The sequence below is a fragment of the Acidaminococcus massiliensis genome, from assembly GCF_900095825.1.
Taxonomy (GTDB): Bacteria; Bacillota; Negativicutes; order Acidaminococcales; family Acidaminococcaceae; genus Acidaminococcus; species Acidaminococcus massiliensis.
In genome coordinates this window covers 486,913-509,530 of sequence record NZ_LT608315.1, presented here as the reverse complement: position 1 = coordinate 509,530, position 22,618 = coordinate 486,913, and the positions used below count along the sequence as shown (strand labels likewise).

The following is a 22,618-nucleotide window of genomic DNA, read 5'->3' as shown; positions in this document are numbered from 1 at the left end:
TCGGCAGTATGTAATGTAGATGTGTTTTATATAATACAAAAAAAATCGTAAAAGAGAATCGCATAGGCAAGATAAACTGGCATGATTTTTGCTTAATATAACATAAAGTTCATTTTTTGGAATCATGGAAGAACTCTGGATTAAGGCTGAGGAGGAGAAAACTATGGAAGAAAAAGAACGCAAGATACAAGTGCCTATGTTTGATTCGGTTGTTTTGATGCTGGTCATTATTGCCGAAATCGTTACCTGTGTCAGAGGCGGATTGAATTTGGCTGTTCCGCTATTTTTGACATGGGTCATCATGTACGTCTATAGCCTGATCAAAAAATATGACTGGGGTGAAATAGAGGGGTATGCCTTACAAAGTGTACGGGATGGTTTCCAGTCAGTTGTAATCGTGGGAGCTGTAGGCTGCTTGATTGGAGCATGGATTTTGTGTGGAACAGTTCCCACTTTGATTTATTTTGGCCTCCAGGTCATCCAGCCCAGTATTTTCTTGCCGGCAACGCTGGTGCTTTGTACTATTCTTTCCCTTGCAACGGGTACTTCTTATGGTTCGGCTGCTTCTGCAGGACTGGCCTGCATGGGAATTGGCCTGAGCATGGGGTTCCCTGCAGGAGTGATTGCCGGCGCCGTTATTTGCGGGGCGTTGTTTGGGGATAAGATGTCGCCTTTTTCTGATACGACGAATCTGGCTCCTGCTATGGCAAAAGGGACATTGTACGGCCATATTCGGTCCATGTGCTACAATACGATTCCTGCCTGGATCATTACGCTTGTGATATTTGCCATCATGGGAAGCCGTTATTCCATTGGTACATACGATCCTACGACCATTAATGAATATATGGCTGGATTGGCCAGCCATTTCCATATTGGCCTGCTTCCCCTCATTCCCATGTTCCTTGTCATTGCCATGCTGGTCTTGAAGACACCGGCACTTCCTACGATTCTCTTGGGAGCAGTTTTTGGCGGTGCTGTGGCCATGATCGGTGAGGGAGCAACTTTTATTACCGTGGTCAAAGTCATGCATAAGGGGTTTTCCATCAAATCTGGTATTTTCCTGGTGGATAAACTGTTGAACCGCGGCGGTATCACCAGTATGTACGATATCATGATGATTATGATTTTTGCCATGGGTCTTGGCGGGATGTTGGAACGGATGGGTGTCCTGCAAAATTTCATCAATCTGTTTATCAAGAAAATCCATTCTCTGGGCAGCCTTGTCTTTGCTACCATGGCTACTTCTTATTTATCCGGAGCCATTGGATGCACCATGTCCATGGCACATGTGATTACAGGGAAACTGTTTGCTCCGATTTATCGGGAAGAAGGGGTCTCTCCGGATGTGCTTTCCAGAACCATGGAAGATTGCGGGACACTTGGGGGTACGCTGATGCCTTGGCATACCAATGCTGTTTTCTTTACAGGAACGCTTGGGGTAACGTATGCTGAATATATCCCTTACGTATATCTGTGTTACCTGGCACCGATTATTTCTTTGATCTTTGCTTTTCTTGGCGTAGCCGTATGGTATGTGGATCCCAAAACAGGGAAACCGATTCGTGCTGATCAGGCACCCATCAATCAAAAAAAGCAGATTGAAAGGAAGTAAAGAGGTATGGAAAAAAACGATCCAAAGTATTATAACAGTTATTTAGAAATCCATTTGAACCGAATCAAAGAGAACATCAATAAAATCCGGAAGTATACTGGAGGACTGGAAGTACTTCCAGCAGTCAAAAGCAATGCATATGGCTTGGGGACTGTAGAAATTGCCAAATATCTAGTCCAGGAATGTGGCATCCGTTTTTTAGCCGTGGCACGGATTTTTGAAGCATGTCAGATTCTGGATTCAGGCTGTAATCAAGCTGGCATTATGATTCTAGGTCCAGTTCCAGCATATTCTGTCCCTATTGCGGTAGCAAGGGACATCCAAATTCCTGTCTTTCATGAAGAGGGAGTAAAGATACTGAGCGAAGAGGCCAGAAGACAAGGAAAAGAAAAAGTCAAGGCACAGCTGAAAATTGAAACAGGCATGAATCGGATCGGCGTGAAACCGGGGGATGGTTTGAAATCATTATTATATGGAATCCAAAAAGCGGGAAATATCGAAATCGATGGAGTATATACGCATTTTGCAACGGCTGACATTGCTGAACATGGGAAGGGAAATGATTTCACAAGAGAACAATTCCGTCTCTTTAAACTTGCGCTGGAGCAGCTTCATCAAGCGGGCATATCTCCCCGCATGGTACACTGCTGCAATACAGGAGCCACTACCTGGCTGAAAGAAGCCTATCCGGTCAGTACCCATGTCAGAATCGGCAGCCTGTATCAGGGCTATTCTTCCATCCAGGATGATTGGAATCCGATTGGTGTCCAGGAATGTGCCTCTTGGAGAACAGTTATTGTGAATCTCAAGAAAGTACATTTGGGGGAAAGCGTCGGCTATGGCCGTAATTTCATGCCAGTCAGAGATACGGAAGTGGCTACCATTGGAATTGGTTATGGAGATGGATATTTAAGAAGCTTCGCCATGGCCGGTGCGCCTGTCTTGATCAACGGAAAAAGATGTCGCTTCGTAGGCATTTGTATGGATCAGGCATTCATCGATGTGACGGGAATCCCCTGTAAAATTGGTGATACAGTGACTTTATTTGGAGAAGACGGGTTGGGCAACCGTATTTCCGGATTGGAAATCGGCCATTTGATGGGAGAAACCAGATTGGCAATGTTTACCCATATTACAGAACGAGTAGCACGTATTTATTTGAAATCGTAATTTATTTTCTAATCCAAAGGAGGAGTTTTGATGAAAATAACGAAGGTTGATGTTTGGGTCTTGGATGCTGGTGAACAAAGAAGTGAAAGACATCCTGTTTGCTGCAGAATCTATACGGATGAGGGATTTTACGGAGATGGAGAAGCAGGGGTCGCGTATGGCACAGGTTGGCGCGGTGCTTATGGCATGCTAATTGATGTAGCTCATCATATCATTGGCTATGATCCAATGAAGACAGAATCCATTTGGGAAGAACTCTATAAAGGAACTTTTTGGGGACAGGGAGGCGGTGTCGTCATATTTTCAGCCATTTCCGCAATTGATATTGCTTTAATGGATATTAAAGGAAAGGTCCTGGGGGTTCCGGTATACCAGCTGCTAGGAGGGAAAACCAGGGATGAGCTTCGGTGTTATGCTTCTCAGATCCAATATGGATGGACAACGAAAATCGGACCTTGGGGATCGCCGAAAGAATATGTTGATATTGTTACCCATGCAGTGGGAGAAGGCTATGATGCTGTAAAGATTGACTTTACTACCTTTGATGAAAATGGAGAGCTGCTTCCTCATAACGTGAAAGAAGGCTTTGTTGACGGTAAGTTTTTCAAGATGATTGAAGAACGGATGAATGCCATACGGGAAGTCTATCCTGATTTGGATATCCTGGTTGAAAATCATTGTCAGATGGATTTGACTTCGGCGACCCGTATGGGAGAACTGTGTGACAAATATAATATGTATTGCTTTGAAGAACCAGTCAGTATGTTGAATCCAGAAATTATGAAAGAGCTGCACCAGCGGGTCAAAACTCCATTGGCAGGGGGAGAACGCATCTATTCCCGCTGGGGATATTATAATTTTCTCAAGGATTATTCCCTCCAGCTGATCCAGCCTGATACCTGCAACTGCGGAGGAATCACTGAGTTAAAAAAGATTGCGGATATGGCTCATGTATTCGATGCAAGAGTACAGGTACACGTTGCAGGAGCAGTCATCACCAATGCTGCTTCCTTGCAGCTGGAAGCAGCTATCCCCAATTTTGCTATCCATGAACATCATTTTAGAACTACCCAGGAATGTATCAATAAACTGGGTAAATATGAAATGCAACCCATTCATGGCAAATACCATATCCCTGATCGTCCCGGTATCGGTCAAGAACTGTCAGATTTTGCCATCCAGACAGCATTGAAACATGAGGAAGTGAAGGAATATATCAAAGCAATCGAATAACTGGGTTGCTTCTAAGGAAAAACTTCTGCAAAATGTGCTGCAGAAAAAATGAAAAAATTATGGGACTATGAAAGGAGCAGTGATGATGGATAAAGCATATGATTTTACACAAGGCGCTAAGCGCATGGCCAATGTACCGGCATCTTTAATTCGTACCATTATGAATCGGGCAGCTGAATTGCAGGAGGAAGGGAAGCCTGTTATCAAGTTCAGTGCAGGAGAACCCAATTTCAACACTCCCTCGGACATTAAAGAAGCCGCAATCCGGGCAATTACCAATAATTATACGCATTATACTTCTAATAAGGGGTTTGATCCTTTGCGGGAAGAAATCAGCAAGTACATGAAAGAGTTTACCGGAGTTTATTTTGAACCCAAAACGGAAATCTTTGTTACAAGCAGTGCTGCAGAAGCTTTGAACAATGCGATGTTTGCCTTTGTAGATCCGGGGGATGAAGTCATTATCCCTACACCTTCCTTTGTAACCTATAAAGCCCTGACAGCCATGTGCGGTGCAACCATAGTAGAAATCCCGCTGCGGGGAGAAGATAATTTTCAACTCCAATTAAAAGATTTGGAAAAGGCTGTTTCTGCAAAAACAAAGATGCTGGTTTTGAATAATCCGTGCAATCCCACGGGAGCGGTGATTCCCTATGAAACGATGAAGGGGATTTGTGAGCTGGCGAAAAAATATAACTTTATCATTTTGGCTGATGAAATATATGGACGGCTGATTTATGGAGATGCGAAATTTTATTCGGTTGCTTCCTTCCCTGATATGAAAGAACGGACCATAGTTGTCAGTGGCTTTTCCAAGACTTTTGCCATGACGGGATGGAGAATAGGTTATATTTGTACCGCTGCAAAATATCTTCCGGTGCTGCTCCGGTGTCATCAATATTCCACAACCTGCTCTCCCACCTTTATCCAAGTTGCTTTGGCAGAGGCGATGAACTCGGATTTGACTCGGAAGCAAGTAGACAGCATGCTGAAGGAGTTTGCTGCCCGTCGAGATTTGGTCATGCAGGAACTGGATACCATTCCGGGACTTTCATACAGTATTCCTCAGGGAGCTTTTTATATTCTTGTCAATGTGAGTGGGCTTCACATGAAAGGAACCGAATTCAGCCAAAAATGCCTGGAAGAAGCCTATGTAGCAACTGTTCCAGCTATTGGATTGGGTGAAGAGACGGATACTTATGTCCGGTTTTCTTATGCGGCCTCACAAGAAGACATTAAAGAAGGATTCCGGCGTATTAGAGAACTAGTAAAACACTTATCATAATTTTTCGGGCAAGGGTAAAACGGAGCTGGCATATTATCAGGATATGGTTGGAGTGGATATCTGACTATATCCTGATATCTAGCATTATCTTAAAAATAAGGAGTGTGTACTGCATATGAAAATTGTTGCTTCTCATCAGCTCGATCCAGCAGCTGTCGATTATTTAAAAAAACAAGGTTTTGTTTTATATGTTGCCAACTCTCCTAATCCATCTAGTTATATTGATCAACTGAAAACGGCGGATGCATTTATCCTGCGAGTTGGAGTTTGTGATTCCTCAATTATTGAACAATGCTCTCATTTGAAAGTCATTGGACGGACCGGAGTCGGGTATGACAATGTAGACGTCTCTTACGCTACAAAACATGGCATTCCTGTTGTCATTACACCCGGAGCAAATAGCCGGTCCGTTGCGGAACATGCTTTGGCGCTGATGTTTGCCTGTGCGAAAAACATGAAAGAAGCAGACAGTGAGATCCGCAAGGGCAATTGGTTGATCCGTGATGCAGGGAAAGCTGTGGAACTGGCCGGACGGAAAGTGGGCATCATTGGTGTAGGTGCCATTGGGAAACTGGTTGCACAACTGTGCTCTGCAATCGGAATGGAATGTTTCGGTTACAGTCACTCTCATAACCGTGCCAAAGTTGAAGCGGCTGGGTGTGCATATTGTGAAAACCTGGATGATATGCTGTCAGAATGTGATGTCATCACACTCCATGTTCCGTTGAAGGGAAATACCAAGCATTTACTGGGAGTTCGGGAAATCTCACTGATGAAACAAAGTGCCATTCTCATCAATACCAGTCGAGGAGCTGTGGTGGATGAGAAAGCCCTGGCTGATGCGTTGAACGCAAATCGCATTGCAGCGGCAGGAATCGATGTGTTCAGCACAGAACCGATAACTATGGACAATCCGCTGCTCCATGCAAAGAATACCATTTTGACTCCTCACAGTGCGGCGCTGACGAAAGAAGCATTGCGAAATATGTGCGTGGAATGTGCCAAAGGATGTGTCGCCGTCTGCAAGGGTGAGCGGTGGCCTCATATAGTGGACCCTTCAGTCTATGATGTCCAATCCTAAAGAAAAGTTGATGCAAAAGCTGGAATAAGATACAGAAGAAATATCGAACATCTCATTTTTTTATGAGATGTTCGATATCTGTAAGAGGGAATAAGGAGGAAAATTTCATGGAAATTGTTAAGGTTGACATCCTGCATCTGAAAACCAATTTGAAGAAAGGAGGGCATTGGCGGCCCATTGTCTGCCGCATTTATACAGATGAAGGGATCTATGGAGATGGGGAAGCCGCCCTGGCTTATGGTGAAGCACAGTTTGCCGCTTTTGGTATTTTAAGAAATTTTGCAAAACTAATCATTGGGATGGACCCACTGAATCATGAAATCATATGGGATAAATTATATCGGTCTACTTTTTGGGGACAAAATGGAGGTCCCGTCATTTTTGCGGGAATCAGTGCCATCGATATTGCTCTGTGGGACATCAAGGGAAAATATTACCATGCTCCGGTATATCAGCTGTTGGGAGGAAAGAGACGAAAAACCTTAAGAGCCTATGCCAGTCAGCTTCAATTTGGCTGGGGTCCTGATATCATTCCGCAGCGGACTCCGGAAGATTATGCCCGAGAGGCCTTGAAAGCGGTCCAGGAGGGCTATGATGCCATTAAAATCGATTTCTTTACGTTCAGACCAGATGAGGGGAACTATACAGCAGAAGATAGGATTGGGCTTCTGGCACCCAAATACATGCGTATGTTTGAAAAAAGGGTGCAGGCGGTCCGACAAGCAATTGGTGAAGATGTGGATTTGATTGTAGAGAACCATTCCTATACTGATGCTCAATCTGCCAGCCAGCTGGGAAAAATGCTGAAAAAATATCATATCTTTTATTTTGAAGAACCGACGACCCCCACGCCTCAACTTTGTAAATTTGTCCATGAAGAAACAGGTCTGCCCATTGCCAACGGAGAAAGGATCTATACTCGGTGGCAATACATTGAATATTTCAAACAAAATGCAATTCAAATCATCCAGCCGGATATAGGAACCTGTGGCGGAATTACAGAAGTGAAGAAGATTTGTGATATGGCCTATACTTTTGATGTTGGGGTCCAGATTCATGCCTGCGGCAGCCCCATTTCGACAGCTGCGGCGCTGCAGGTAGAGTGTGCCATTCCCAATTTTGTAATCCATGAGCACCATACCTATAATTTGTCCCCCTGTAACAGAGAACTGTGTAAATATGATTATCAACCTCATAATGGAGCCTTTTCAATACCGGATTTACCGGGCATTGGACAGGAATTATCTGATACAGCTTTTAGAAATTGCGATAAAGTGACAGTTGAATAAGAAAATCAAAAAGCATGGCAGTGATGCAGCAGGGAGTCTTTAATCGTGCAATCAATTCCTGCTATTATAGGCAGGATATTCCTTCATTTTTGTTGTATTGTCGTTTTGAAATTTATTAAAGCAGCTCTTCCTTGAGAGATGAGCTGCTTTTCTTTATAATAGGAGATGGAATTCCTTTTGCGACGGGAACTTCTGATGGAAAAGGGGAAAAAGAGCGGGAACTTGATATACTGAACGCTTATATGGCAGGGAGTAACCCAATCGAAGCAGAGCAAACAGAAGCAGATCGATTTGTGAGGATTTGGAAGTATGGATGACAGAGATTTACTGATTTTAAAGTATTTGGCGGAGTTCAAAAATATCACCAAGACGGCAAACGCATTGTTTATTTCTCAGCCGGCCTTGACAAAGAGAATCCAACAACTGGAAAAAGAGCTGGGCACTCATTTGATCCGGAGTACCAATAAAGGGATCGCACTGACGCCAACCGGCATGGAAACAGCAGCATATGCGGATGAGGCACTGCGCCATTATGATGAATTAAAAACGAGGATTACGGCCATTGACAACAGGAATGCCGGCATCATCAAATTGACGGCTCCCAATATTATTTGTGAATATTATTTCCCGACGTTGATCAAGGAATTTAAGAAAATCTATCCTGAGGTGAAATTTTCCATTACCATGGCGCCTTCCAGCAAAGTGGTTTCGCTGATGAACAACAACAAATGCCATTTTGGTTTTTTACGGAATGATTTTGGTTGGGATGAGAGCCAACGGATCCATCTGGCAACAAATTTCATTGCAGCAGCCTCCACTCAGCCTTTTCAGCTGGCAGATCTGGCAAATATGAGCCGTGTTGCTTATACAACGGATGCATATTATATGAAAATGCTGGACTTATGGTGGGACAATAATTTCAAGACACCGCCCCATACGGAAGTGTTGGTCAACAGTCTGGATCTTTGCAGGGAGATGGTGTTCAGCGGCATCGGGTTTGGACTTTTGCCTTCTGTGCTGCTCACGGATGCGCCTTTTCTCCATCAGCTGATTTTAAAAGATAAGAATGGTTCTCCGATTCAACGGCATACCTGGCTGATATTTAAGAAAAAGAATATCAATACATCGTTATTGAAAAATTTCCTTGAGTTTATAAAAGAACGAGAATTTAAAGATTTTTTGCAGCCTAAAGAAATCCCCTTTAACGGATGACTGGTAAAAGCACTTTGCAGGATTTTTGCAAGGTGCTTTTTTGTGAGTTCTACCATGCACTTTAGTTATGATGGTCATCCAATTATTCCATTATACAAACTGAAAATATTCAGATATATTTGAAGTATAAGAGGCACAGGATGAACCGGTTCTGGCAGGAAAGGATTCATGAAAGGAGCATTGTAAATGGGCGGCATGATTGGATTGGGAATTATCTCATTGGTTTTGTATGTTGCAATTATCTTAATACTCAATGTGGGATTCAAACGCCGAGCTTCTGAAGCGATGATGTGGTCATATCTTATTATTGTAGCCATTGCGGGAGCTTTTTCAAAACATTCACTGCAGTCGGTCTTTGTAAAAAGTTTTTCTTACGGAATCCATGCTGAAGTTGTTTATGCTGCAATGGCATTTGTATTCATGTCTTATCTGATGGAAAAAACAGGCGTGATCATGCGGTTGGTCAATATCTTAAACAGTGTAATCGGACGTCTGCCTGGAGGGAGTGGCTATGTGTCCACCATTGGTTCTGCTCTTTTTGGTATGGTGTCAGGTTCCGGATCGGGAAATGCAGCAGCCATCGGTTCCATAACGATTCCCTGGATGATGCAGACCGGTTGGTCTGTTGAACAGGCAACCTTGATTTGTGCCGGCAATGCCGGGATGGGAATGATTTTTCCACCCTCTACCTCCATGCTGCTCCTGTTGGGGATGGAAAGTATTGAAAAAGAATTATCTCCAGGGACATTATATGTAGGCTTGCTGGGGGCTGGTTTTATTATCCTGGCATATCGCTTGGCAGTGATTTATTATTTTGCTAAAAAATCGGGATTGAAACCCATTCCTGCCGAAAAAATCATGCCTTTTGGACAGGCTTTGAAAGAAAATGGCTCTTCTCTGCTGATTTTCCTGGGTGTCCTGATTCCTTTGGCAGCTACGATGGGACCTACTGGGGCGTGGGTAAAGAGTGCTATGAATGGTTCATTTCCGAAAGCTTTTAAATCTATTTCCATCGTATTCTGGATTCCCATCTGGATGTCTTTGTTTACCATGATTGAAGGATGGAAATATCTTCCCCATACTTTCGCTGGATGGAGAAAAATGATTAAGGAATCCATCGGAAAATATGCAGATGTCGGCATGCTGCTCTTCACGGCATTTGCTGCTTCCGGGGTCCTCAATCAATTAGGCATGACCCAGGAAGTCAAGAATATCTTTGCCCATCTGGGATCTTATTCACCGCTCCTTGTCATCCTCGTCATTGCGGTACTGATTACTATGATGGATGGTCCTTTTTCAGGGACTGCGACTACAAGTGCACTGGGAGCTGCCGTATATGCAGCTTTACGGGCCATTGGGCTGCCCCCCGTCGTCTGCTGTGTTGCTTTCTTGAATTTGATTTCTAATGAAGGCGCAATCCCTCCCAATGCGGCCCCTCTTTACATTGCCAGTGGGATTTCGGGATTGGAGGACCCCTCTAAAATTTTCCGTCCCATCATGGTTTATTATGTTCTGCCTACCATGTTTCTAGCGATACTGATTATGGCAAGGATCATCCCTGTTATTGGTGCGTGAGGTGATGGAGAGATGAAGAAAACATTAAAAACGTTGTGTATGACAATTTTTGAAATTACGATGCCATTATTTATGCTGGTGGGGATTGCCCTTGTGCTGATCCAGACAATGGCTATTTTTAGTGGGAATGGGAGCTTGCTGGTGTGGATACGGAAGACGTTATATCCCTGGGCTTCTAATGCTTCAAGTGTCTGTATGTTTGCTGCATTTATTTTCAGTTATGTGAAACATGCTGAATGATACTGATTGCTGGATTTGATTTAGAGGAGGTCTTGTCAGATGGAGTTTTCTACAAATGCGGTCCGTGCAGGCAGTGATGCCAAGCACGACCTGATGGTCCAGCTGGAACTGGGCGGAGATGCCAGAGAAGTGGAAATCCACAGCAAAGTGGAAAAGAAATTCGGAGAAGCCATCCAGGAGGATGTGGAACAGGTCCTGGACGAATTCGGGATCCGCGGCGTAAAGATCCAGATCGATGATCTGGGAGCCTGGGACTTCGCTATCAAGGCACGGGTCCGCACCGCCGTGAAGCGGGCACTGGCTCAAAAAGGAGGCGAACCGGCATGAATTCTTTATATAGGACCATGTTCTTTGTCCCGGGGAATGCCTCTGGAAAAATCGCCAAAGCAGAAATCTATGGAGCCGATTGTTTAATCTATGACTTGGAAGATGCGGTTTCCGTCAATGAAAAAGATGCTGCCAGGGATTTGGTCAGCAGTTTCCTTTCCACGTACCGGCCGGACTGCCGGATTGGGATCCGGATCAACGGCCAGGATACGCCCTATTATGAAGACGATGTCCGGGCTATGGTCCCCCTGAAACCGGATTTCCTCCGCCTGCCCAAATCGGAGACCGCGGAAAATGTCCAGGCTCTGGATGCGCTGATTACAGAAGTGGAACAGGCCAACAAGATTTCCGTTGGGACGATAAAAATTGCCTGCTCCATCGAGACGGCTCTTGGCGTTTATAATGCTTATCAGATTGCCAAAGCATCTCCCCGGGTCTTCGCCATCGGCCTGGGGGCCGAGGATTTCCGCACGGATATGCGGATGGCCCGCAGCGAAGATGCGGAAGAGATCCTTTTTGCCCGGAACCAGATTTCCCTTTGTGCCCATGCTGCCAAGGTCATCCCCATGGATTACGTGAACAGCAATTTCAAGGATCCGGAAGGTTTCAAGAAAGACGTAGCCTTTGGGAAAATGCTTGGCTTCACCTGTAAATCCGTAATCCACCCCACCCAGATCGGGCTGGTCCATGAAGTCTATACTCCCACTGATAAGGAAATCGAACATGCTAAAAAGGTGGTAGCTGTCTATGAAGAAGCCATGGCCAACGCTTCCGGTGTCATCGCTCTGGACGGAAAGATGATCGATATGCCCATCGTGACCCGGGCCAAGGACGTACTGGCCTATGCCAAAGCGGCCGGAAAGGAGATCTGACCCATGGTTGACGAAAAATATATGGAACAAATCCGGAAAGTCCCTGGATGGGAAACAAAACAGGCCTTTTCCGGTGCCTACAATGCCCATCCGGAAGGTTCTCGGATGGCTCCCCGCCCGGTCAAATTCTTCCGTCCCGGTACGGACAAAGTGAAAAGCCTGGATTACATCCTGGATGCCATTGGGCTGAAAGACGGGATGACCATCTCTTTCCATCACTGCCTGCGGAACGGAGATGCGGTCATGCTGTATGTGGTGGACTCCATTGCCAAAAAAGGGATCAAAGACCTGACCCTCTCTGCCTCTTCCCTGAGCAAGGTCCAAGACTGCCTGCTGCCCTATTTTGAAAGCGGAGTGATCACGGCCGTGGATACCAGCGGTGCCCGGAGCAAGCTGGGGAGCTTCATCCAGAAAGGCGGCCTGAAAAAACCGGCCATCTTCCGTACCCACGGAGGACGGGCCCGGGCCATTGAAACAGGAGAGCTCCATATCGATGCCGCCTTCATTGCAGCCCCTGCCTGCGACCGGTTCGGCAACCTGAACGGGGTGGAAGGCAAGAGTGCCTGCGGATCCCTGGGCTATGCCATGCCCGATGCAGAGTATGCGGACCATGTGATTGCCGTCACCGACGGGCTTTCCGATACCCCACTGGATTATGTGAGCATTCCTCAGACCCAGGTGGATTATGTGACCACCGTGGATTCCATCGGGGATCCGGCCGGCATTGCCACAGGCTCCATCCGGGTCAGCAAGAACCCGGCGGAACTGCTGATTTCCCGGTACGCTGCCCAGGTGATCGCTGCTACACCCTACTTCCATGACAATATGGTCTTCCAGTTCGGCAGCGGCGGCATGGCTATCGCTACGGCCGGCTACATCCGGCAGGAGATGCTGAAAAAGAACTATACAGCAGCTGCCGGGGTCGGCGGGGTTTCTGGGTTCCACGTCCAGATGCTGAAGGAAGGACTGATCAAGACCTTCTATGATCCCCAGGACTTCGATCTGACCGCCATCGATTCCCTGCGGACGGATATCAAACATCACGAGATTTCTGCTTCCGCCTATGCCAATCCCTTCTCCGCCTGTCCTTATGTGAACATGCTGGATTTCACCGTGCTCAGTGCTACGGAAATCGATGTGGATTTCAACGTGAATGTACTGACGGATTCTTATGGCAAACTGCTGGGCGCTCCCGGCGGCCATCCGGATGCGGCAGCCGGAGCCCAGATGACCCTGATCACCATGCCTCTCCTCCGGGGACGCCTGCCCATGCTGCTGGACCATGTGACCACCGTAGTCACCCCGGGCGAAAGTGTGGATGTACTGGTGACAGAATATGGAATCGCCGTGAATCCTCGGCGCCCGGATATTGCTGAATGCCTGAAAGGCAAAGGGCTGCCCCTCACTTCCATCGAAGCCTTGCGGGAAAAAGCCGTGAAGCTCTCCGGCAAAGCCTCTCCCCTGGAACTCAGCGACAAGATCTGCGGCGTGGTGGAATACCGGGATGGCAGCATCATCGATGTGATCCACGAATTATGAAGCAAAGGGGCTGTGAAAAAATGAAAGATCATTTTTTCACAGCCCCTTTAATCTTTTGTTAAGGATTCCTTTGTTTGAACGCACTTTTCATGGAAGCTTTTCCGATAAAATAAAAAGAAAATATTTCTATCTTTTAGTCAGATCTTCATGGCGGTCGGATTGAAATGTATTTTGAGAACGTCTTATTCTACCGTAAGATAAGAGGCCTTGTGAACAGAATTGTCCACAAGGCCTCGATATTTTTATAGGATTTTACTCTTTCAGCCCTTCAGCGAAGCGAATGACACATATGGAAGATTTTGAAGCAAGTCTATCATGGGGAAAGACAGCTGAAAATCGGGAGGGGAATGGTAAGAAAACGAAATAGAGACGGTGCCAAAAAACAATCTGGAATTTTAGTCCCCAGACCAATGAAAAAATAATGGGGTTTGCTATAATAAAGTTAGAATTATTTGTCTATTCATTGGCGTTTGTTGAAGAATGGGGTGAGGCGATGAAACTGGTTACGCTGATGGACAACTGCGCTGGAGAGAATCTTGGCCTGATGCATGAACACGGCCTGTCTTTCTATGCCCAGTTCCCGGATGCAAAGGTCCTGTTCGATTTTGGACCGGGCCCGGACACAGTGGAAAATGCCCGGAAGCTGGATGTGCCTCTGGAAAGCATCCAGTTTGCTGTGGGCAGGCATGGGCACTATGACCATGGGGGAGGATACCCGGCTTTTGTGGAAGCGGGGGTCCGGGCGCCTTTTGTGACCGGGAAGGGATATTTTACAGAAAAATACGCGGTGGAAGACATCCGGGCCACCTATCTGGGGGTGGGTTTCGACGAAAATTTCCTGGAAGAGAAGGGTATCCTCCACAAAGAGTGCAGCGGAGTGCTTCCGCTGTCACCTTCCGTTTCCGTGATGACAGGATTCCGGCGGAGCCATTCCTTCGAAACCATTCCGGAGCGGTTCCGGCTGCGTCAAGGTGAGGAATGGAAACCGGATCTCTTCGACGATGAGATCTGTTTGGTCCATCAGCTGAAGGGAGGGCTGTTCGTGTTGGTGGGCTGTTCCCATCCGGGAATCTTGAACATCCTGTCTTCTGTACAGGAACAATACCGACAGCCCATCATCGGGGTGGCCGGCGGTACCCACCTGATGGAAGCTTCCGAAGCGCGGATCGGGGAAACCCTGGTGCAGATGAAGAAGTTCGGGATGAAATTGATCGGCTTCAACCACTGTACAGGGGAAACCTTCCGGGAACGGGTCAGGAAAGAACCGGATCTCCATGCCATGTATCTCGGGGCGGGAGATACCTTATTCCTGGAATGAAAGGAAGACTATGAACCACTTGAAACAGACGGAATTTGCAGCTCTGGCCCAGGCTTTTGTAGAAGCGACATCTCCTCTGGTCAGTGGGCGGACCATCAACATCATGGCGGCGGATGGGACCATCTTGGCTTCTACAGAAAAGGAACGGATCGGGACCTATCATCATGGAGCCCGGCTGGCGGCGGAAACCGGAAAACCGGTGATCATCGATGCGCAGAATGTGAGCCGATATCCTGGGGCCAAAGAAGGCGCCAATCTGCCCATACTGGATAACGGACAGGTCATCGGGGTGGTGGGACTTTACGGAGAAGAAAAAGAAATCCGGGATGCGGCGAATCTGCTGGGGGGTTATGTGACCCAGTTCTTCCGGCAGCAGAGGCAGTACCGGAAAAAGAAATCCCGCCAGAAAAACCGCACCCGTTTGCTGCAGATGCTGCTTTCCGGGATCCGGGAAGAAAATGATGAGGCCCAGAGCCTCTGCCGGGCGCTAGGACTGCAGCTGCAGCCGCCTTTTATACTGCTGGGGATCGGAGCGCAGCAGGACACGGAAACGCTCCAGGACTTGGCAGAACAGATGGACAGTTGGTGGGAAACGGACCGGCTGCTCCGCCGGGGAAATCTTTTCGGGATGCCGGGCCAGATCCTGCTGGTGCTCCATTCTCTGGAAAAAGGGGAAAGGGAACGGCTCCGGAATCTAGGAGAAATCCGAGAGGGTCTCTTGGGAAAACTCCTGGATCAGGCAGAACGGAAATCTTTTCTGAAGCTGGCGGCCAGCCATTGCTGCGGAACCTTGGAAGAACTGCCGGAAGCGGGGAGGGAAGTGGAGCTCCTTCTGGAGGAGGGGGAAGGAGCTGTTGCTTCTGCAGAAAATCCCCAAGATGCCGTCTGTTATCTCTTGGCCCGGATGGAAAACCATGGGGGTGGTGCCCTGGCCCGGCGGAAACTCCATCAACTGGAGCAGGAAGTCTCTCCTGGCCAGGTACGGATGCTGCTGGATACGGCGCGGGCTTATTATGAGGAAGAAGGAGCTCTCCAGAAAGCGGCGGACAGACTTGCCATCCACAAGAACACCCTGCAGTATCGGCTCCACCGACTGTATGAAGGACTGGGCCTGGAGAATACTTCAGGGTTTGCCAGAGAATTTGTGATCCGTCTGCTGCTGGCAGAGAACAAGGGGAAAAAGTAAGGAGGAGTATCATGTTCTATTTTCTGGTGATTTTCGTTGCTGTACTGCTGATGATCATTGCCATCCAGAAATTCAATATGCATCCGTTCCTGGTGATGACGGTGATTTCTGTCCTGGTAGGGCTGGTCTGCGGAATCCCATCGGAAAAGGTCATTGTCATCATCAAAAATGGGTTCGGCAGCATCATGGGGAATATCGGTATCGTCATCCTCTGCGGGACCATCATCGGGACCATCCTGGAAAAGACCGGTGCGGCTCTGACCATGGCCAATACCATCCTGGGACTGGTGGGGAAAAGCCGCAGTGTGCTGACCATGGCCATTACTGGGTATGTGACCGGGATCCCGGTTTTCTGTGATTCTGGATTTGTCATCCTGAGCCCTATTTCCCGGGCTTTGGCAGCTCGGTCCAATATTTCCCTGGCGGTCATGGCTACGGCCCTTTCCGGAGGCCTTTATGCCACCCACTGCCTGGTTCCACCGACCCCTGGCCCCATTGCCATGGCCGGGACCCTGGATGCGGATCTGGGACTGACCATCCTGGTAGGGTTGGTGATTTCCATCCCGGCTACCTTGGCAGCCTATCTCTATGCCAAATACATTTCTTCCAAGATCGATATTCCGGCCAATCCAGAATTCACAGTGGAAGAACTGGTGGAAAAATACGGAAAACTGCCGGGGGCTCTCCACAGTTTCTCTCCCATCCTGGTTCCCATCCTGCTGATTGCCATCAAATCCATCGGGGATTTCCCTTCTGCTCCTTTTGGGAATGGGGCAGTGAAATATTTCTTCTCCTTCATCGGGAATCCGGTGATCGCCCTGATCCTAGGGGTGTTCCTGGCCATGACCCTGATCCCCGGCAGTGAACAGAAAAATGTGCTGGACTGGGTGACGGAAGGGGTCACCAGTTCTGCAGGGATCCTGGCCATTACTGGGGCCGGCGGGTCCTTTGGGGCCATCATCCAGAAGCTCCCCATTGCCGATGTCATCAGCTCTTCTCTGATGGGCATGGGGGTGGGGGTGTTCCTGCCCTTTATCATCGCGGCACTGCTGAAATGCGCTATGGGGGCCTCCACAGTGGCCATGATCACCACATCCGCCATGGTGGCTCCTATGCTGGGGGCCATGGGCTTTACCTCTCCTCTGGGACGGGTGCTGATCATCATGGCCATCGGGGCCGGTTCCATGACCGTTTCCCATGCCAATGATTCCTATTTCTGGGTGGTCTCCCAGTTTTCGGATATGAGTACTTCCCAGGCTTATAAATGCCAGACCGGTATGACCGGAGTCATGGGGATCACTACCATCATTGTGGTATACATCCTGTCCGTCCTGTTTGTGCACTGAGAAAAAGACCGTACAGCGTTCCCTATGCAAGAGGGCTGCAGAAGATATCGGCAAGCAAAACCGATGTCCTGCAGCCCTGTTTTTCTTTTCGGGCCAGCCAAGAAGTTCCCAGCACCATTTTCTATCTGTTATACTAATAGAAAGAATATAAGGAAACAGGAGGCCGTTATGTCGCGTCAAATCGAAGAGCAGGCAAAAGGAAAGCACAGAGAGACGAAAGGGGATAAGACCAAAAAGGAGCTTTATACAACGGCTCTCCGGCTTTTCCGCGAAAAAGGATACGAGAATGTTTCCATCAGTGAAATCGCCCGGGAAGCAGGGACGGCCAAAGGGACTTTCTATATCCATTTCCCCTCTAAAGCAGCCGTGGTTACAGAAATGCTCCATTACTATGATGATACGTATGAAGAAACGGCAGCCCGGCTTCCGTATCCTTGTTCGCCACTGACAGCGATCCAGAACTTGATTGGGGAATCCTGCAGATTCACCTGTGAAACCATCGGAGTGGATCTGATACGGGTTTTATATATTCAACAGCTGCATAAAAATCCGGCAGAGCAGGGAGAAATGGATTACCATCGTCCGCTTTATCAGCTTTTCAAGCATTTTTTTGAACAGGGGCAGGAACAAAAGATCTTTTGCCGCAAGTGGACTGCTCACACAATGACCATCTGGCTGATCCGTGCCATCAGAGGGGTATTTTATGAATGGACCATGGAAAATGGGAATTTCGATTTGCGGAAAGAGACAAAGGATTTTACAGACGCATTGCTGCAAGGTTTTCAAAAATGACTTTTTCAAACTGCCTTATCCAGGAAATTGACACAGGGAGTCCCCTGCACTATAATCAATGTATAAATATGACCGCGGTCATATTTAAAAATCGAGTGAAGAAGGGATGTTTATGAAAGCGGCAGGGAAGAATATGGCTGAAAATGCTGCAGCACCAAAAATGAAGGGGTTTTTGGGGACCATTGAGCGAATCGGGAATGCATTGCCTCATCCGTTCATCCTTTTTCTGTACATCACAGGAGCTTTGATGGTCCTGTCAGCCGTCCTGGCTGGGATGGGGGTCCAGGTCACCAATCCGACCACCGGCAAAATTGTCGCTGTCCGCAGCATCATCAGTCGGGACGGTCTGGTCTGGCTGCTCCAGAATATGCTGAAGAACTTTTCTAATTTTGCCCCTCTAGGGCTTGTGCTGGCGATGCAGATGGCCATTGGCCTGGCAGAGGGGGCCGGACTCCTGACCACGTTCATGAGAAAAGCCATCCTGGGGGTTCCCTTGTGGGCGTTGAGCGCAACGGTCCTATTTTTGGGGATCAACGGCAGCATTGCTTCCGAAGCTTCCATTATCGTTGTGCCAGCCCTGGCGGCGGCCGCGTTCCAGGCAGTGGGGAAAAACCCTTTGGCAGGGCTGATCGCAGGCTATGCGGCTACCAATGCAGGATTTACGGCGGCTGTGATCCTGACGGGGACGGATGCGCTGCTGTATGGGGTCACAGAGCAGGCGGCCCAATTGATTGATCCTTCTGTCACTTTGACTCCTGCCATCAACTGGTATTTCATGTTTGTTTCTTGTTTCACGCTGACGGCAGTGGGCGTCTTTGTCAATGACAGGATCATCACGCCTCGGCTGGGTGTGTATCAGGGAACGGAAAAAGCGGAAGAACGGCAGATCACCGATATTGAAAGAAAAGGCCTGCGGAAGACCGGCTTGTTCACCCTCTTCTTCCTGTTCCTGCTGCTGCTGTGCCTGGTGCCGGAAAACGGCCTGCTGCGCGGGAAAGAAGGCAGCATCATCAATTCTCCCTTCATCAACGGACTGGTACCGATCCTGATCCTGTATTTTGTCCTGGCCGGTATTGTTTACGGAAAAACGGTGGGGACCATCCAGGACATGAACCAGGTTCCGGTCATGATGGCTGATTCTCTGCGCTCCTTGACGGGGTATATTGTCCTTGTCTTTGTCATTGCTCAATTCATCGCCATGTTTGGGTATACCAATCTGGGTATGGTCATTGCCGTCAATGCAGCCGATGCCCTGAAAAATGCTGGCTTTACGGGAATCCCGCTGGTCCTCAGCATGATCCTGCTGACCACCCTGGTGAATTTCGTCATGACCAGCGGTTCAGCTAAATGGTATATCTTTGCTCCCATTTTTGTGCCCATGTTCATGCTGCTGGGATATTCTCCGGCCTTTGCCCAGGTGGTGTACCGTATCGGGGATTCCTGTTCCAATCCCATTACCCCGATCTATCCCTATCTGCCCATCGTCATTGGGATGGCCCAGAAATACAATAAAGAAACCGGGATCGGAACCATCATCTCCCTGATGCTTCCGTACTCCATTGCTTTCCTGCTGGTCTGGATCGTACAAGTCTGTGTATGGATGGCGTTCAATCTTCCGTTGGGACCGGGCGCCGGCGTCTTCCTGCACTGAGAGGAGGAGCCATCATGGGATATCAGGAACAGCTTGCTGTGGTGAAAGAGCTGAATCATGCGTTCCGCTGTTACAAATCCATTGAATCCCTGTTCGAACTGGATCAGTGGTCTGCGCTTCCCCCGGAAGGTGCTGCCTATCGGCAGCAGGTGGGCTCGTTTGTCGCTGATCAGAAAAACGCCCTGTTTACATCTCCTGGGGCCGCAGAAGCTTTTGCTTATTTTTCGGGAGGGGATTGGCAGACCATTGATTCTGATCTGGAAAGAGGCTTGGTCCGCCTGTTTCTGTTCCGGTACCGCAATGCGGTGCGGATGCCCCGAAAAGTCCTGGAACAGTACAACCTGTTACGAGTGACTTTGATGCAGAAATGGCAGGAAGCCAGGAAGCAGCAGGATTACCATATTTTCAGACCTTGGCTGGAACAGGCTTTCCAATTGAAAAAGCAGATTGCAGAAAAAATCGAACCGGGACAGCCTGCGTTTGATACTTTGGTGGGGATGACGGATGAAGGATTGGACTGCCGGGAAGTCAGTGGACAGTTCACGGTATTGAAGCAGGGAATCCGTCAGCTGCTGGAAAAGCTTCCGTTGGCTGCGCAAAATAGCCCGGCGGATGATTTCTTGGAGCAGCAGGAGGACCCAGACCGGATGGAAGCCTTTGCCCATCAGCTGGCTTATGAGAGCGGGTACGATCCGCAAAAGGGCCATTTCAATGATCAAGTGGTCCATGGGTTCACTTCTTTTCTGGGGCCTCGGGATTCCCGTATTTCCACGTATCGGAATGGAAGCATTGCGCTGATCTTTACCTGTATGCACGAAGCCGGCCATGCCATGTATGCCACAGGGGGTAATGCAGAAGTGAATGGGGCGGACCTGTGGGGAGGCATCGAGGGAGGCTTCCATGAAGCCATGTCCCGTTTGAATGAAAATATGGTGGCCCGGAGCCGGGGCTACTGGGAGCATTATTATCCCCTGCTGCAGCAGGTATTTCCCCGCTACAAGGAAGTCGCAGAAGAAACTTTCTATCGGGCTGTCAATCGGGTCAAACCTTCTCCCCGGCGGATTTCTGCAGATGAAGTGACCTACAGCCTGCACGCCATCCTGCGGTTCGAGCTGGAACGGGATGTCTTTGCGGGAAAGATCAAAGCAGAAGAACTGCGGGATGCCTGGAATGAAGGATATCGGACATGGCTGGGCGTGGAGCCGGCCAATGACACGGAAGGGATCCTCCAGGATATGCATTGGGCCGGAGATTATATCGGGTATTTCCAGAGCTATGCCCTGGGGAATATCTATGATGGGCAGATCTTGGAACGGCTGCAGCAAGATCTCCCTGATTATGAAAAAGATCTGAGCCAGGGGAATTTTGCCCGGCTGAACCAATGGCTGGATGGCCATATCCGTCAGTACGGATGTATGTTTACGGGGACGGAAATGCTCCAGCGGCTGACGGGCAAGGGGCTGGATGCCCGTCCTTTCCTCCGGTATCTGGAGAAGAAATATCTGTTTAATGAGAAGGAATAATGAGCGCCGTTTCTGAACGCAGACTCTAGCTCTGCAGCAGTCCCTTGTTTATACTTCCGTCAGCAGGAATCCCATATAGAACGGCAGGTTCAGGATTTTTCCCTGGCGGTTCAGCTGGGTGTCGGCTAGTTTGATTCCCTGGTTTACTGGATACCGTTCTGGCTGAGACAGGATGGTTTTCAGGCTCTTGGCGTACCCGTTGGTGGCTTTTACTTCTACCAGAGTGGCTTTTCCTTTTAAACGGATGACAAAATCAATCTCCAGCCCGGAATCCTTATGGAAATAGTACAGTTTTCGTCCCATTTTGTGGAAAAAATCAGCGGCTAGATTTTCATAAATGGCACCTTTGTATCCCAACATATTCCCGTGCAGGATATCTGACTGGGTGCCGTCTTCCAGCATGCTGACGAAAAGTCCTGTGTCTGCCATATAGACTTTGAATATGTTGTCCACCGCATACCCTTCCAGGGGCAAATCTGGCAGAGACAGATTGTAACACCGGCAGATGATGCCGGCATCTTCGATCCATTGGAGGGAACTGCTGAATTTTTTGGCATTGCCCCGGGACTCTACTACAGAATATTGGAATTTCTTATTTTCTTTGGCCAGCTGCCGGGGAATAGAAGCAAAGCACTGACGGATGCGGCCTTTATCCCGATTCTCTGCATACTTGACCATGTCATCTTCATAAGAATGGATGATATTTCGTTGGAGCAGAAGGACTTCTTGAAGATTGTGCCGTTCTACAAAGCTTTGGACGACAGCTGGCATCCCGCCCACAATCGTATACAGCTTTAACAGTTCCCTCATTTTTTCATGGAGGGCTGAAGGAACGGGCTGTTCTTTTTCTAGGCAGGTGCGGAGAAAACCAATGACTTCCGGCTTGATGCCTTGGGCCCAAAGGAATTCTTCGAAATCCATGGGATACATGATCATGAGCTGTTCATAGCCCACTGGGATGGATTTGGGGGTTCCATAGCCGCTGACGCCCAGCAGAGACCCTGTGGCGATTACATCATAACGCCCGTCCAGGCTAAAAAACTTCAAAGCCGTCCGGGCTTCTGGACATTCCTGGATTTCGTCCAAGATGATAACGGTGCTGCCCGGTTCGAAGACCGCGTCTGGGAGCTGGACGGACATGAGCATGGTCAGGGTATCCACGGACAGGCTGTTCTGGAATATTTTGGCATATTGAGGATTTTCGAAAAAATTAAGATAAACAGTATGGGCATAGTGGGAATGGGCAAAATCCAGTACAGAAGCGGTCTTTCCGCATTGCCGGACTCCCTTGATGATGAGAGGCTGGTGATTCGGTCGCTTTTTCCAGGCTGCCAGTTGTTGATTGATTTTTCGTTTCAGCATGG

20 protein-coding genes are annotated in these 22,618 nt (G+C 48.3%); 19 read left to right on the top strand and 1 reads right to left on the bottom strand.

The genetic code is table 11. From position 1 onward, the window contains the following. The first annotated feature begins 163 nt into the window (after nucleotides 1-163). The 19 genes from nhaC (at nucleotide 164) to BQ2657_RS02475 (ending at nucleotide 21,254) form a co-directional block, all read left to right on the top strand. On the top strand, nucleotides 164-1,615 hold the full coding sequence (gene nhaC, locus BQ2657_RS02565; RefSeq protein ID WP_075579236.1) for a Na+/H+ antiporter NhaC: 1,452 nt from the start codon (nucleotides 164-166) through the stop codon (nucleotides 1,613-1,615). A 6-nt stretch (nucleotides 1,616-1,621) separates the two neighbouring features. Then, on the top strand, nucleotides 1,622-2,785 hold the full coding sequence (gene alr, locus BQ2657_RS02560; RefSeq protein WP_075579235.1) for an alanine racemase: 1,164 nt from the start codon (nucleotides 1,622-1,624) through the stop codon (nucleotides 2,783-2,785). Nucleotides 2,786-2,815: 30 nt separating this feature from the next. Further along, nucleotides 2,816-4,018, top strand: coding sequence for a mandelate racemase/muconate lactonizing enzyme family protein (locus tag BQ2657_RS02555; RefSeq protein WP_075579234.1), 1,203 nt, complete (start codon nucleotides 2,816-2,818; stop codon nucleotides 4,016-4,018). An 82-nt stretch (nucleotides 4,019-4,100) separates the two neighbouring features. Then, nucleotides 4,101-5,303, top strand: a complete 1,203-nt coding sequence (locus tag BQ2657_RS02550) for a pyridoxal phosphate-dependent aminotransferase (RefSeq protein ID WP_222704315.1) — start codon at nucleotides 4,101-4,103, stop codon at nucleotides 5,301-5,303. Nucleotides 5,304-5,418: 115 nt separating this feature from the next. After that, complete coding sequence (locus BQ2657_RS02545; protein WP_075579232.1) at nucleotides 5,419-6,384, top strand: hydroxyacid dehydrogenase; 966 nt, start codon at nucleotides 5,419-5,421, stop codon at nucleotides 6,382-6,384. A gap of 107 nt (nucleotides 6,385-6,491) precedes the next feature. Continuing rightward, complete coding sequence (locus BQ2657_RS02540) at nucleotides 6,492-7,673, top strand: mandelate racemase/muconate lactonizing enzyme family protein (protein ID WP_075579231.1); 1,182 nt, start codon at nucleotides 6,492-6,494, stop codon at nucleotides 7,671-7,673. 131 nt (nucleotides 7,674-7,804) lie between these two features. Continuing rightward, nucleotides 7,805-7,990 (top strand): hypothetical protein, encoded by a 186-nt coding sequence (locus BQ2657_RS02535; RefSeq protein WP_075579230.1) that lies wholly within the window; start codon nucleotides 7,805-7,807, stop codon nucleotides 7,988-7,990. Next, nucleotides 7,983-8,885: a LysR family transcriptional regulator gene (locus tag BQ2657_RS02530; protein WP_075579229.1), complete on the top strand. Its 903-nt coding sequence runs from the start codon at nucleotides 7,983-7,985 to the stop codon at nucleotides 8,883-8,885. Before BQ2657_RS02535 ends, BQ2657_RS02530 begins: the two co-directional genes overlap by 8 nt. Before the next feature lie 186 nt (nucleotides 8,886-9,071). Then, on the top strand, nucleotides 9,072-10,460 hold the full coding sequence (locus BQ2657_RS02525) for a TRAP transporter large permease subunit (RefSeq protein WP_083236145.1): 1,389 nt from the start codon (nucleotides 9,072-9,074) through the stop codon (nucleotides 10,458-10,460). Nucleotides 10,461-10,472: 12 nt separating this feature from the next. Continuing rightward, nucleotides 10,473-10,700, top strand: a complete 228-nt coding sequence (locus tag BQ2657_RS02520) for a hypothetical protein (protein WP_075579228.1) — start codon at nucleotides 10,473-10,475, stop codon at nucleotides 10,698-10,700. Nucleotides 10,701-10,739: 39 nt separating this feature from the next. After that, nucleotides 10,740-11,027: a citrate lyase acyl carrier protein gene (gene citD / locus BQ2657_RS02515; RefSeq protein ID WP_075579227.1), complete on the top strand. Its 288-nt coding sequence runs from the start codon at nucleotides 10,740-10,742 to the stop codon at nucleotides 11,025-11,027. Continuing rightward, nucleotides 11,024-11,899: an HpcH/HpaI aldolase/citrate lyase family protein gene (locus BQ2657_RS02510; RefSeq protein ID WP_075579226.1), complete on the top strand. Its 876-nt coding sequence runs from the start codon at nucleotides 11,024-11,026 to the stop codon at nucleotides 11,897-11,899. Before citD ends, BQ2657_RS02510 begins: the two co-directional genes overlap by 4 nt. 3 nt (nucleotides 11,900-11,902) lie before the next feature. Continuing rightward, nucleotides 11,903-13,438: a citrate lyase subunit alpha gene (gene citF / locus BQ2657_RS02505; protein WP_075579225.1), complete on the top strand. Its 1,536-nt coding sequence runs from the start codon at nucleotides 11,903-11,905 to the stop codon at nucleotides 13,436-13,438. Between the two features lie 493 nt (nucleotides 13,439-13,931). Then, complete coding sequence (locus BQ2657_RS02500; RefSeq protein ID WP_075579224.1) at nucleotides 13,932-14,756, top strand: MBL fold metallo-hydrolase; 825 nt, start codon at nucleotides 13,932-13,934, stop codon at nucleotides 14,754-14,756. Nucleotides 14,757-14,766: 10 nt separating this feature from the next. Next, a complete protein-coding gene (locus BQ2657_RS02495; protein WP_075579223.1) occupies nucleotides 14,767-15,942 on the top strand; it encodes a CdaR family transcriptional regulator in 1,176 nt (391 codons plus the stop codon). A gap of 11 nt (nucleotides 15,943-15,953) precedes the next feature. Next, a complete protein-coding gene (locus tag BQ2657_RS02490) occupies nucleotides 15,954-17,288 on the top strand; it encodes a GntP family permease (protein ID WP_075579222.1) in 1,335 nt (444 codons plus the stop codon). 24 nt (nucleotides 17,289-17,312) lie between these two features. Further along, nucleotides 17,313-18,080, top strand: coding sequence for a TetR/AcrR family transcriptional regulator (locus tag BQ2657_RS02485; RefSeq protein ID WP_083236143.1), 768 nt, complete (start codon nucleotides 17,313-17,315; stop codon nucleotides 18,078-18,080). 133 nt (nucleotides 18,081-18,213) lie between these two features. Continuing rightward, nucleotides 18,214-19,731, top strand: coding sequence for an AbgT family transporter (locus tag BQ2657_RS02480; RefSeq protein WP_075580955.1), 1,518 nt, complete (start codon nucleotides 18,214-18,216; stop codon nucleotides 19,729-19,731). Between the two features lie 14 nt (nucleotides 19,732-19,745). Further along, nucleotides 19,746-21,254 carry a gluzincin family metallopeptidase gene (locus BQ2657_RS02475; protein WP_075579220.1) on the top strand — a complete coding sequence of 503 codons (1,509 nt, stop codon included), beginning with the start codon at nucleotides 19,746-19,748 and terminating at the stop codon, nucleotides 21,252-21,254. Between the two features lie 48 nt (nucleotides 21,255-21,302). Here the strand turns inward: BQ2657_RS02475 and BQ2657_RS02470 are convergent, their stop codons facing one another. Continuing rightward, nucleotides 21,303-22,616, bottom strand: a complete 1,314-nt coding sequence (locus BQ2657_RS02470; protein ID WP_075579219.1) for an ATP-binding protein — start codon at nucleotides 22,614-22,616, stop codon at nucleotides 21,303-21,305. Nucleotides 22,617-22,618: the final 2 nt, after the last annotated feature.